This is a genomic window from Persicobacter diffluens, assembly GCF_036244895.1.
In the GTDB taxonomy this organism is placed as follows: Bacteria; Bacteroidota; Bacteroidia; order Cytophagales; family Cyclobacteriaceae; genus Persicobacter; species Persicobacter diffluens.
Map to the genome: position 1 here is coordinate 2,609,676 of NZ_BQKE01000001.1, position 13,331 is coordinate 2,623,006.

Genomic DNA, 13,331 nt, shown 5'->3' on the forward strand with positions numbered 1-13,331 from the left:
CGCCTTTTTTTTCTTATTTATTTTCGGCTTAGGCCAAAGCTTCCTTTACACGCTCTGCCGCATCTTTCAAAATAATGGCTGAAGTTACCGATAGACCGGACTCTTCAATTATTTTAGCACCTTCCTCGGCATTGGTTCCCTGTAATCTCACGATAATTGGCACATTGATTTCTCCAATATTCTTGTACGCTTCCACCACACCGGAAGCCACACGGTCACAACGAACAATACCTCCAAAAATATTAATCAAAATCGCCTTTACATTAGGGTCCTGAAGAATAATTCTGAAGCCGGCCTCTACCGTTTGCGCATTTGCTCCACCTCCTACGTCCAGGAAGTTGGCGGGCTCACCACCGGATAATTTAATCATATCCATAGTCGCCATTGCCAAACCAGCACCATTCACCATACAACCCACGTTTCCATCAAGCTTCACATAGTTCAAGCCGGATTTTGAAGCCTCCACTTCCAATGGATCTTCTTCGGTCTCATCTCTTAAGGCAGGAAAATCCTTGTGACGGTAAAGCGCATTATCATCCAGGTTAATCTTAGCATCCACAGCGATAATCTCATCATCTGAGGCTTTCAAAACGGGATTGATCTCTACCTGAGAGGCATCAATACCACGGTAAGCTGCATAAATCTGATTGATGAATTTCACCATATTTTTAAAAGCCTTTCCGGATAATCCCAACTCAAAGGCAATTTTTCTGGATTGGAAAGGCTGAAGACCAACCTTCGGGTCTACCCATTCCTTGATAATTTTCTCCGGTGTAGCCTCTGCCACTTCCTCGATATCCATTCCCCCTTCGGTGGAAGCCATGATCACATCACAACCTTTGGCACGATCTAGTAAAACCGAAAGATAAATCTCACTCAGCTCTCCCTCGCCCGGATAGTAAGAATCCTCACAAACGATCACCTTATTGACTTTTTTCCCTTCAGGCCCCGTTTGTGGTGTCACCAGCTGCATACCGATTATATTATCGGACAACTGATACACTTCTTCCATATTTTTGGCAATTTTCACGCCGCCACCTTTTCCGCGGCCTCCGGCATGAATTTGCGCTTTAATCACATATACTCCGGTATTGGTAAGTTCGGCTAACTGTTGAGCGGCTTCAACAGCTTTCTCAGGTGTTTCGGCCACAATTTGAGCCGGAATTTTAACACCATAGGATTTTAGCAATTCTTTTGCTTGATATTCGTGAATGTTCATCTTAATGTTCAGGTTATTGATTGTCTCTTTTACCGAAAGTAATTTTTTTGGAGAAAATTACCAAGGAATTGCACCCTAACAAAACAGGCTGCTTGATTAAAATTTTACTATGTTTGTGAATTGTTGCGGTAAATGTAGAGAGGACAATCTGGACTATGCTATGTTTAACAGACCGCAAAAATCTAATTTTTGATTTCCCTTTCCAAAATTCAGTGAAGGGAAAAAACAACTTTAGCGATTTATGTTAAAAGCTGAGAACATTCACCGTTATTTTGGTCACCTGGAGGTTCTGAAAGGGGTAAACCTGGAGGTTAATAAAGGAGAGATTGTTTCCATTGTAGGCGCTTCAGGTGCAGGGAAAAGCACACTGCTCCATATTTTGGGTACTTTGGACAAGGCAGAGAAAGGCCACATTTTCATTGATGGGGAATCCGTTTCCAAGCTTTCCAAAAATGATTTGGCCCGCTTCCGTAATCAGAAAATCGGATTCATTTTTCAGTTTCACAACCTTTTACCGGAATTCACTGCCATTGAAAATGTTTGCCTGCCAGCTTATTTAGCCGGAGTAGATAAAGAAACCGCAGAGCTAGAGGCGCAGCATTTGCTGGACAGATTAGGACTGGGACACCGCATGAATCACAAGCCGGCGGAGCTTTCAGGTGGAGAACAGCAAAGAGTTGCCGTGGCCAGAGCACTCATCAACAAACCGGCGATCATTTTTGCAGATGAACCCTCCGGAAATCTGGACTCCAAAGGGGCGCAAAATCTGCATACTTTATTCTTCGAATTGCGGGATGAGATGGGATTAACCTTCGTTATTGTCACGCACAATCCGGAATTAGCCGAAATGACCGACAGAAAATTAGAAATGCGGGATGGACAAATTATCGAAAGTTCTGTCACACCAGAATAATTTGTTACATTTACGCCTCGAATTAATAATAACACCATGATTTTAAAAGTAGGAGATCGATACGAATACGACTTCTCTATCAGCCAGGAAGAAGTAAATGAATTTGCCAAAATCACAGGAGATACTAACCCGGTACACGTGGATCCGGAGTTTGCGAAAACTTCTGAGTTTGGCCGTACGGTGATTCACGGAGTTTTTGGACTTTCCATTATTTCCCGTGTAATGGGTACGCAGTGGCCTGGTGAAGGCTCTCTATATTTGGGACAAAACATTGAGTTCAAAGGCCCTATGTACCCCGGAGATATGTACCGCATTGAATTGGAGGTAAAAAGAGTCATTGGCCGATTGCATATTGCGGTAGTAGAGACCAACATCCGTCATATTGAAACGGACCAGTTGGTTGTTAAAGGAGAAGCTAAAGCAATGAACAAAAAGACTTTCGTTTCTTAATTCATTGCTCAAAAAATAATTAAAAAGCCTGTGGGATTTCGCCTGCAGGCTTTTTTACTTTTTGACCTTTTTCCAAAATGCTTATTTTTGTCCATTATCAAAAAATCATAGCATTCATATGGCGGGACATAGTAAATGGGCCAATATCAAACACCGTAAAGGCGCTCAGGATAAAAAAAGAGGGAAATTATTCACCAAGCTGATCAAAGAAATTCATGTTGCCGTGAAAGAATCCGGTCCTGATCCCGACGGGAATCCCAGACTACGCCTGGCCGTGCAAAACGCCAAAGGGCAAAACGTCCCCAAGGACACCATCGAAAGGGCCGTTAAAAAAGCGGCCGGCGAAGGAGGCGAAACCTATATCACCCAATCCTTTGAAGGGACCGGCCCAAAGGGTGTTGCCATTTTTGTGGAATGCATGACCGATAACACCAACCGCACCGTGAAAGATGTGCGACATGCTATTTCCAAATACCAGGGAAAGCTGGGTACCAACGGCTCTACCGATTTTATTTTCGAACGTAAGGGCATTTTTGAAATTGAGATCCCGGAAGATTTTGAATTTGAAGCGGACGAACTAGAACTGGAACTTATTGACGGAGGAGCCGATGAAGTAGCGCTGGAAGGAAGGGAGCTGCAAATTACTACCGCCATGGAAGACTTCGGCAATATGCAGAAAAAGCTGGAAGAAATCGGCCTGGAAGCCAAAGCCGCTAACCTTATTCGTATCCCAAACAATTATGTGGAATTAGCGGACGAAGAGTTTATACAGATGAGCAAAATGATCGATATGCTCGAGGACTTTGACGATGTACAGCAAGTCTTTCATAATATGGACATCAAAGATGATCAAATTTCCCTTTTGGAAGATTAACAAATTAATCCAATTTTCAGGCGGACATAAGCTCCGCCTTATTTTTTGTCAGGATCCTAACATTTGAGGAATTTTACGGAAACTACCACCAAAATTTCTCCTTGTCAAAAATTTAAAATCACCCCCTATAGCACTCCAAAAACAGCAATTTACATAAATTTATCACCCTTTTTATGCCAAACACTAAAACCTGATACAGATCATAAAAATAAAAGGCTTGCTCCTGTTTAAAAACTGAATCGTCTTCCTACATTTGCACTGTAACATTGTTAACCATTCACGAAAAATATAATTAGTGATGTCTAAAATCAAGATTGGTATTAACGGTTTCGGCCGTATCGGTCGTTTGGCTTTCCGCGTAGCGATGGCTGACGAGAATGTAGAAGTAGTAGGTATCAACGACTTGTTGGATGTAGATTACATCAAATACATGTTGCAGTACGACTCTACTCACGGTCGTTATGCTGGTACTGTAGAGGTAGCTAACGGTAACTTGGTTGTTGACGGTCAGGAAATCCGTGTAACTGCTGAGCGCAACCCAGCTGATTTGAAGTGGGACGCAGTTGCTGCTGAGTACGTAATCGAGTCTACTGGTATCTTCTTGACTAAAGAAACTGCACAAGCTCACGTTGACGCTGGTGCTAAATACGTTGTAATGTCTGCTCCTTCTAAGGACGATACTCCAATGTTCGTTATGGGTGTTAACCACACTTCTTACGAAAAAGGTACTGTATTCGCTTCTAACGCTTCTTGTACTACTAACTGTTTGGCACCAATCGCTAAGGTATTGAACGACAACTGGGGTATCAAGGACGGTTTGATGACTACTGTTCACGCGACTACTGCAACTCAAAAAACTGTTGACGGTCCTTCTATGAAAGACTGGAGAGGTGGACGTGGTGCTGGTCAGAACATCATCCCTTCATCCACTGGTGCAGCTAAAGCGGTAGGTAAAGTAATTCCAGAATTGAACGGTAAATTGACTGGTATGGCTTTCCGCGTACCAACTCCTACTGTTTCTGTAGTTGACTTGACTGTAAACTTGGAGAAGCCTGCTTCTTACGAGGAAATCAAAGCGGCTATGAAGTCTGCTTCTGAAGGCGCTATGGCAGGTGTATTGGGTTACACTGAGGATGCAGTTGTTTCTACTGACTTCCAAACTGATGCTCGTACTTCTATCTTCGACGCTGAAGCTGGTATCGCATTGACTGACAACTTCGTAAAAGTTGTTTCTTGGTACGATAACGAGTGGGGTTACTCTAACAAAGTAATCGAGTTGATCAAGCACATGAAATCTGTTAACGGATAATCCGTATTCAGATAGATCATTAAGCCAGCCTTTTCGGGCTGGCTTTTTTTTTACCCCATTCCTATGAATCAAAAAGAAAAAGCACTTTACTTTCAGTCGCTGCATCAGCAGCAGGCCCCCTTAATTTTACCAAATGCCTGGCATGCGGGTAGCGCAGTTATTTTTCAAAAAGCCGGATTCCAAGCCATTGGCACCACTTCGGCCGGAATGGCCTATACGCTGGGGTATCCGGATGGAGAAAAAATTCAGCTGGAAGACATTCTCAGCCTGACGGAACAAATTCAAAAACGAATCAGCCTTCCCCTATCAGTTGATATGGAAATGGGATACGGAAAGTGCCCGGAAAGCATTGCACAAAACATCAAAAAGGTGATTGAGGCCGGAGCCGTGGGCATTAATATTGAGGATGGATTACCCAGCGGACAATTGGCTGACCTGGAGTTCCAAACTGCGGTCATTGAAAGATTGTCTGCCCTGAAAAAAGAAATGGGCATCCCATTTGTCATTAATGCCAGAAGCTGTGTGCTTTGGCTAAAAATTGGGGAAACTGAAGAGAACATCAATATCGCTACTCAACGAGCCAAAGCATTTCAAAAAGCAGGTGCAGATTGCATTTTCCTTCCAGGCGCAACGGACTATGATACCGTCAAAAAGCTGAAAGATCAGATTGATGCTCCCCTGAACATCATCCTGAATCGACTGAGTCCTGATTTGAGGAAACTACAAAATTTAGGCGTAAACCGGGTCAGCATTGGTTCAGCTGGCGTAAGGTCAGTGCTTCAAAATATTTTATCCTTTTCTGAAGAAATCCTGAATAATAAAACCGAAGACATATTGGCCAACCCATTGGATTACCATGCTACCAACAAGCTCTTCTCCATTGAAGAATAAAGGTTTTAAGTACTGAAAGCCTCTCAAAGCCCTTTTTTTAGCTTTTCTAATTGATTCGTTCCAAATCAGCTAAAGCTCTCAATTTTTAGCTGCTTTCAAAAAATATCTTTTCTGTTGATTAAGCTACTGATTTTATAAACTTTTCTCCGCGGAATCGGATAAGTTTATATGACAAAAAGTACATTAATCCTACTTAGCTTACTCTTTGTATTTTTTCAGGCATTGGGGCAAAAGGCAGATCAGCCTTCCGTAACCACTATGGAAGAAACCGGCCTATGGTTTGGGGCCTATTTAAAAATCCAATTTTCCCCAAAATTAGGATATTACGGAGAACACCATTGGCGGGTAAGAAACAGCCTGGACGATGTCTGGTCCTTTTATGGCCGAAAAAGACAGATGTACAATCGCTTTGGACTGAATATATTCTTCAACGAATATTTTGAAGGAGTGATTGGCCCTACGCTGGTATTGAATTTCACTCCCGAGCCCGGAAATCCGGAATATGAAAAAGTAACTTACGAGCCCCGGATCTGGCACCAGTGGCTACTGAAAATGCCGCAAATTGGCCGGTTCAAAATATATCATCAATTTCGTTTTGAACACCGGTGGAAACGTAAAAATGATGTCAATGCAGAATATAAATACACCAATCGGTACCGGTATAAACTGTTTGCTTATATTCCACTGAACACGAAAAAAATCAAACCCAAAACCTTTTTTTTCTCTCCAAGTGCCGAGCTTTTCATGCACAGCGGCAAATCGATTGGAGCAAATCCCATGGAAGATTTCCGTACCTACAATGGCTTTGGCTACGTATTGAACCAAAACATCACATTTTTTGTAGGACATATGTATACCCTGGGCCAAAAAACCTCCGGCTATGAATATCGATCCAGCAATATTTTGAGATTTAACGTATTCATTGGTCTGGACACCCAAAAAGCCGAGAATACTATTCCAAAAATTAACCTGGGATATTAATCATGGGAAAAAGCAGTATTTCATCCATCATCATCGGGATGCTATTGGTGGCCTCCCTTTTAGGCAACCTCGTCCTGTGGGACGCCATCCGACATCAAAAACAAACCAAGGAATTTCCAGAGATGGATTATTTTCAAACAAAACGGATGGCCGACAGCCTGCTACATAGCGGACAATATGCGGAGGCATTGGTGCTTTACCAACAATTGGACAGCCTCAGACCAGCCCACCTCTCTGAACAGTTGGACAGTGTAATGATCTTCACCCTTCAGGAAAATGAACAATTAAAAAAAATAGAAAAAGACTTTCTAGCGCTCAACCGTGACAATGCCAACCTGAAAGCAGACAGTCTTAATCTGCAATACCAAAACTCCCAACAAGTTCGTCATTTAGTAGGTCAGATCGACAGTCTCAAAATCATGCACTCCATCCAACTGAATAATCTGGAAGAAGCCGAAAGAGAAATCAATCAACTCAAATTTCAGCAGCTTAATCGCGAAAAAGCCGTGAGCATCAAAAGTTTTACTAACCCAGACGGGATTGAGGTTAAATATATCGGACATACCTTTAATGATAAAGCGGAGGGATTTGGCTACGCTGTATTTGACAAAAAGGGATTTTATGAGGGACATTGGCACAATAACCTAAGAGACGGGGAAGGAAAATACTACTGGACCAACGGGGACATCTATGAAGGGCAGTACAGAAAGGGGCAGAGAAATGGCGAAGGCACCTACTTTTTCCACTCGGGCGAAAAATATGTGGGACAGTGGCAAAATGATTTGCGACATGGCGAAGGAAAAATCTTCAATAAAGACGGGAAAGAAACTGTTTCCGGAGTTTGGGAAAAAGATGAACTGATCAAAAATTAAACCGGCACCCAAGCCCTGCCCTGATTAAGCAATTCCCGATACCTCATTCAAGTATAATGATATCTGAATTAATGCATCAAATTTTCCCATTAGCGGAAAAACCTACTCTAAAAGCGACATAAATACGCTTGTGGCATATTTTTTTATCGCCCAATCCATGGATTGACAGTATAGAATTTACGGCATTACCCCCCCTGTTTCTGCATGCCAAATTAAAGCCTCCCTATAAAAAACTCACACCAACTCTACAAATTCCCCTGCATAAGTCTGTTTTTAAAATTAAAAATTGTATTCCGGATTAAACCGAGTAGCCGCCAATTGCCAATCAGGGCCACAAAACGGTTTTTTGACCTTAATAATGAGGGAAAATCCTATCACCAACTTATAAGATCTTTCTCCAGCCTTTATAATCACCAATAGGCACCAATTGCATTATTATTGGAAGTCCGTTTAGGTACAATCCAAAACGAAATTGCATTTGAAGAATCAATACAACATTTTTGTGAGAAATATTTTCCTTTTACTCGTTATCCTATTACTCCCGCTTTCGGTCTCCGCACAAGAACAACCCGGCGGATCAGTCACCAATATGGAGGAAACCGGTATGTGGTTTGGTGCCTATTTAAAGGTCAGATTTTCGGAGCGATTTGGGTATTATGGAGAGCATCACTGGCGGGTTCGGAATGACATCGATGACGTCTGGTCTTTTTACGGGCGTCCGCGACAATTATATAACCGTGCAGGTTTAAATATTTTCTTTAACGATTACTTCGAGGCCGTTATCGGGCCAACATTGGTACTGAATTTCACCCCAGAGCCCGGCAACGAAGAATTTGATAAAATCAGTTATGAGCCCAGAATCTGGCATCAATGGCTGTTAAAAATGCCCACGATGTACAATATGAAAATCTACCATCAGTTTCGTTTCGAACACCGATGGAAAAGAGACAATTCAGTTGGCTCAGAACATGATTATACCGACCGGTTCCGTTATAAAATTTTTGCCTACATCCCCCTGAACTCCAAAGAAATTAAAGAAAAGACCCTATTCTTCTCCCCTAGTGCGGAGATATTTATGCATAGCGGGGAATCCATCGTTGCCAACCCCATGGAAGATTTTCGTACCTACAACGGATTTGGCTATGTATTAAATAACAACATCACTTTCTTCGTTGGGCACATGTATACCCTGGGGCAAAAAAGTAGTGGCTATGAATATAAGGCCAGTCATATTCTACGATTCAACGTCTTCATTGGCTTGGATACCCGAAAAATCAAAGATCTCTTACCAAGAATCAACCTAGGATATTAATATGAAAAAGCATCTCTTCACCTCCACCGTTTTATTGTTACTGGTTATTTCAGCCAGCATCAATTTCACCATCATCACCATGGAAAAGGAAGAAGTTATTCCACAAAACCCCTGGAAAAAAGAAAATGCTTATTTAAAAATGGTCAGCAAGATTGACTCTCTGCTGCTTTGCCATGAAATAGCGGAAGCGCGCCAACTATTGGAGCAGGCGGAAGCCATTCGTCCGCTAGACTACCCCTCTGCATTGGATGTCAGCTGGTTTTCTGAAGAACTTTGGAAAAATGAGGAACTGGAAGGGCTTTCAAAAAATAATCAGGCACTTGGTGGAAAAATAAACAAGCTGAGTCGAGAACATCTAAAAGAAAAGCAAAAGGCCAACCACCTGGTACAACAACTGGATAGCCTTCAGCTGCAGGCTATCGCCAGACATAACGTCCTGGAGGAGCTGGAGCAGGAAAATCAGCAGCTAAAACTGAAACTAAAGGAAGCACAGACCTCTCAAAAGATGCTTACCTTCCAGACGGATGATGGCGCAGAGGTGAAGTATATTGGTCATGCAGTAGACCATCAGGCCGAAGGACATGGATATGCAGTCTTTAACAAACAGGGCTTTTATGAGGGCCAGTGGCTAAATAACCTGAGAAACGGAGAAGGGGAATATTACTGGATCAATGGTGATCACTATGCAGGCACCTACAAAAACGGCAAGCGAAACGGGCAGGGCACCTACCATTTTAAGTCCGGTGAGCAATACATCGGAGAATGGAAAGATGACCTCCGACATGGTAAAGGAAAACTGATTAACGCCAAGGGAAAAATTCTGCTGGAAGGAGACTGGGAGGACGATGACTTCCTCCAAAAAATCACAAAATAAAAATATTAAACCGCTTCGGCGGTTTTTTTTTTGATCAAGGACTGAGAAATATCCCTATTCATTATTTTTTTTGCACTATACTCACAACCCTTTAAATCCCCCAACAGAAGAACCTGATCAGCAGTTACTTAATAAAAAAACAAAAAATTAGATTTTTTTTCAAAATTTTGTTGACATTAAATATTATTTGCTTACAATTGCGAGCTTTTTAAACCATCTAAAACTGAGGGGCCTGAAGCACCCTGTACTAATTTCATGGCCGCGAAAGCAGATATACAATTTTTGAAAAAAAAGAGCCACTTATCTGACAATGAATATCTGTTTTATCATGTATCCTTGGGACCGAATCAGTAACAACGATACAACTCTACGAATTATACACGAAGCTTTTTCCCGAGGGCATAATGTGGGCGTAATGGTTCCCAGTAATTTGACCGTTCGGGCGAATGAGGTTTTTGGTTTTGTGCGACTTATTCAAGCCATGGATAAAGTACCTACAGATCCGGTGAGATTCCGTGATAAGGTTACTTTTAAAGAAAAAATGCTCCCCATCTCCGGATTTGATGCCATCTTTCTACGTGCCAACCCTCCCGTAGATACGACCATGCTTAATTTCCTGGATGCGGTGAAAGATGATGTATTTTTCATCAACGACATTGACGGTATTCGTAAGGCGAATAATAAGTTGTATACCGCTACTATGTTTGACGGACGTGCGGATATAATTCCCCGAACATACGTTTCCAAAAACAAAGATTACCTGCTTCGTATGATTCAGGAGTCGGATAATGAAAAAATGATTTTGAAACCGCTGGATGGTTTTGGCGGAAGCGGCGTAATTGTGCTGGAGAAAAAGGCGAGTCAATCCATGAACTCACTTTTAGATTTTTATATCTCGGGCCAAAAGGGACAACGTGACCAAAAATATGTCATTATTCAGGAGTACATCGAGGAAGCAGACAAGGGAGATGTTCGAATTCTGATGTTGAATGGAAAGCCGATAGGTGCCATGAAAAGAGTACCTGCTGAAAATGATGTTCGGTCAAACATCCACGCCGGAGGAAGAGAAGAAAAACATAGCCTGACTAAAGCAGAAAAAAGAATTTGTGATCTGGTAGGGCCTAAGTTGGTAGCCGATGGTCTCTATTTCGTAGGACTTGACATCATCAATGGAAAACTCATTGAAGTGAATGTATTAAGCCCCGGAGGGATTACCCGTATAAATCGTTTAAACAGAACTAAACTACAAACAAAAGTCATTGATTTTGTCGAGGATGTAATCAAAATCAAAGAATCTGCCCTTAACAGAAGAATGACACATCGCATGACCGTTCAAAATGCAAAAAATCAGTCTTGATGAAATTCTGGCCAATATTGAGCAGGGGATCTGCTTTGAGGCCAGCCATGATGATGACTTTTTCATCAAAATTCATGAGTATGTTCCGGTGGTTTGCGCGGCCATTCACAATGGCCATCGCCTAAGACCAGCTTTGGAAGAAAACTGCCTACTGACTGATAAGGAAAGGTTGTATGAGGAAGATCCGCATACGGCCACCTTTATTCAATCCATGCCCATTACCTTAATTGGAAATGACTCCCGCTACGAATATGACCTTAATCGTGGAGTGGAGAATTGTGTCTATGAATCTGCCTGGGGCAAAGAGGTTTGGAAAACCCCTTTAACGGAAGCAGAAAAAGCTTTATCGCTGGAAAAACATCAACGGTTTTATCAAGTGGTGAAAGCATTAATTTCGAAACTGGAAAAAATGTTTCAGGCCGTAATTGTCTATGACCTTCATTCCTATAATTACAAGCGCCATGACCAATCCTTTCTTTTCAATATTGGAATTGAAAATTTAGACATTCCGCGGTATAACAGACAGATTACCCACTGGAAAAACGCCCTGATGAGAATGAAATCTTCTCGGCTAATTCCGGATGTCTCTGTAAACCACATTTTCTATGGAAGGGGGGAATTGTTAAGGTTTGTCCGTGAACATTTTAATAACACTTTGGTGATGGCCACCGAGGTGAAAAAAATCTTCATGAATGAGGATACTGGTCAGCCCTACCCCAAGGTTATTCAGGCTTTGGCAAAAGGGTTTAAGGAGGCCATTACCTTGAACTCACAGCAATTTATTAATGATAGAAGTAACTTAAATTTTAGTCACAAAGAGGATGTGCTCTCGAGTACCCTTCCAAAAAATGTGATTCAGTTTGATCAAAAGTTATTTAAGCTTTTAAGCAAATTTGAATTATTGACTCCTATCAACCCCATTAACCTCGAGCAGGAAAAACGGAAATTTTTTAAAATGAATTTTTCCGAAAATCCCTCTTTTAGGTACAAGCCCTTAACTACCGATGCCCATGAGTTTAAGGCCAATATGTATAAACTTCCTATAGCGGAGATTGAGGACGTGCATATTCGCCAGCTTTATTTGGATGTTATTCAGGCTTATTCAGATAAGATTGACATGCTCAATACCATTGGTACGGATCAGTTTTTCTTTAACTCACTCCGACACTTTGGTGCACCCAATGAAAAGGACATCGCGAATGCCCAGTTCTTATTATTTGGCAAAACACCAAACTTCGGTGAGGAAGAAATCTTTGATGCGGCCCAGGCTAAAGATTATTTTTATGAAGAGGGAGCTCAATATGGCTTTAACTTTAATATTGAACTAAAGGAAAATCAGGCGGCAGATGCTTACGTCCTAAGCCGAAGACGAAAATTACTCCTGAAAAAGTCTGCTCTTTTTAATAAAAACAGGCTCAACGCATTATTACACCACGAAATAGGCGTTCATGTGCTTACTGGAGTAAATGCGGAGGAACAACCTTTAAAACTATTTCAACTCGGCATGCCTGAATACACTGAAACGCAGGAAGGGCTGGCCATCCTGAGTGAATTGCAAAGTGGTTTTCTGGAAGTAAAACGACTTCGACAATTGGCCCTAAGAGTCATGGCGGTTAATTCCTTAATCCAGGGGAATGACTTCAAAACCACTTATGTGCAATTGTTGGAAAATTACAATCCGGACCCGAATCAATTGTATTATATCGTGGCTCGGGTATATCGCGGAGGAGGTTTTACCAAAGATTACCTTTATTTGAGTGGTTTCAAGCGGATTCTACAGTTACAATCAAAAGGTCGAGATTTGAATAATTTATTTATCGGGAAAACCGCCATTAAATACTTACCCATCCTCAATGAATTGGTAGACAGGGGAATGCTCAACAAAGTACAGCATTTACCAAAACCATACTTAAAACCTTCAGAAATTGATCCGGTATTGCAGTACCTCAGCCAATCTCTGATTTAACCCGAATTATTCACCGCTAGTTTTAGGACCTACCCGAAGAGACTGATTATCATTTAGTTGTCATTTGTCCTACCAAATTTCCGATAGCCCAAAATTGGGTAAGCTTGCTTTCTCCTCATTCATCTGCTTCGTTGGAAAAAACTCGAAATAGGAAACTATTCCTTCATTTTTTCCGCCTGGCAGCTAAACGAGGATTTAAGCAGGAATAATCCGGGTTAAAAAAGTCAAAACCGATGATTTGATTCATCGGTTTTTTTATGTCCGGTCTTCTACTTCCTTTTTTCGATGGAAATAGTGAACTTGGCGCAAGTTT

The 13,331-nt window shown here is 41.7% G+C and carries 12 protein-coding genes; 11 read left to right on the forward strand and 1 reads right to left on the reverse strand.

Translation table 11 applies throughout. The features are described from left to right. Positions 1-28 precede the first annotated feature (28 nt). A complete protein-coding gene (gene sucC, locus AAA970_RS10470) occupies positions 29-1,219 on the reverse strand; it encodes an ADP-forming succinate--CoA ligase subunit beta (protein WP_053405573.1) in 1,191 nt (396 codons plus the stop codon). A 241-nt stretch (positions 1,220-1,460) separates the two neighbouring features. Here sucC and AAA970_RS10475 point away from each other — a divergent pair, with 241 nt between their 5' ends. From AAA970_RS10475 to AAA970_RS10525, 11 genes are all read left to right on the forward strand, one after another. Further along, on the forward strand, positions 1,461-2,132 hold the full coding sequence (locus tag AAA970_RS10475) for an ABC transporter ATP-binding protein (RefSeq protein ID WP_053405574.1): 672 nt from the start codon (positions 1,461-1,463) through the stop codon (positions 2,130-2,132). A gap of 36 nt (positions 2,133-2,168) precedes the next feature. Next, on the forward strand, positions 2,169-2,582 hold the full coding sequence (locus AAA970_RS10480) for a MaoC family dehydratase (RefSeq protein ID WP_053405575.1): 414 nt from the start codon (positions 2,169-2,171) through the stop codon (positions 2,580-2,582). A gap of 118 nt (positions 2,583-2,700) precedes the next feature. Next, on the forward strand, positions 2,701-3,456 hold the full coding sequence (locus AAA970_RS10485; RefSeq protein ID WP_338237091.1) for a YebC/PmpR family DNA-binding transcriptional regulator: 756 nt from the start codon (positions 2,701-2,703) through the stop codon (positions 3,454-3,456). Positions 3,457-3,754: 298 nt separating this feature from the next. Beyond that, positions 3,755-4,765, forward strand: a complete 1,011-nt coding sequence (gene gap / locus AAA970_RS10490) for a type I glyceraldehyde-3-phosphate dehydrogenase (protein ID WP_053405577.1) — start codon at positions 3,755-3,757, stop codon at positions 4,763-4,765. A 63-nt stretch (positions 4,766-4,828) separates the two neighbouring features. After that, positions 4,829-5,656: an isocitrate lyase/PEP mutase family protein gene (locus AAA970_RS10495; RefSeq protein ID WP_338237092.1), complete on the forward strand. Its 828-nt coding sequence runs from the start codon at positions 4,829-4,831 to the stop codon at positions 5,654-5,656. A 168-nt stretch (positions 5,657-5,824) separates the two neighbouring features. Continuing rightward, entirely contained in the window at positions 5,825-6,637 is an 813-nt protein-coding gene (locus AAA970_RS10500; RefSeq protein WP_338237093.1) for a DUF2490 domain-containing protein, read from the forward strand. Between the two features lie 2 nt (positions 6,638-6,639). Next, a complete protein-coding gene (locus tag AAA970_RS10505) occupies positions 6,640-7,509 on the forward strand; it encodes an MORN repeat-containing protein (protein ID WP_338237094.1) in 870 nt (289 codons plus the stop codon). Positions 7,510-7,987: 478 nt separating this feature from the next. Continuing rightward, positions 7,988-8,821, forward strand: a complete 834-nt coding sequence (locus AAA970_RS10510) for a DUF2490 domain-containing protein (protein ID WP_338237095.1) — start codon at positions 7,988-7,990, stop codon at positions 8,819-8,821. 1 nt (position 8,822) lies between these two features. After that, on the forward strand, positions 8,823-9,695 hold the full coding sequence (locus tag AAA970_RS10515; RefSeq protein WP_338237096.1) for an MORN repeat-containing protein: 873 nt from the start codon (positions 8,823-8,825) through the stop codon (positions 9,693-9,695). Positions 9,696-10,005: 310 nt separating this feature from the next. Then, the gene (gene gshB / locus AAA970_RS10520) at positions 10,006-11,052 is read left to right on the forward strand and encodes a glutathione synthase (protein WP_338237097.1); all 1,047 of its coding nucleotides are present in this window, start codon (positions 10,006-10,008) and stop codon (positions 11,050-11,052) included. After that, positions 11,033-13,018, forward strand: coding sequence for a flavohemoglobin expression-modulating QEGLA motif protein (locus tag AAA970_RS10525; protein ID WP_053405585.1), 1,986 nt, complete (start codon positions 11,033-11,035; stop codon positions 13,016-13,018). The genes gshB and AAA970_RS10525 overlap by 20 nt, the downstream gene beginning before the upstream one ends. Positions 13,019-13,331 lie beyond the last annotated feature (313 nt).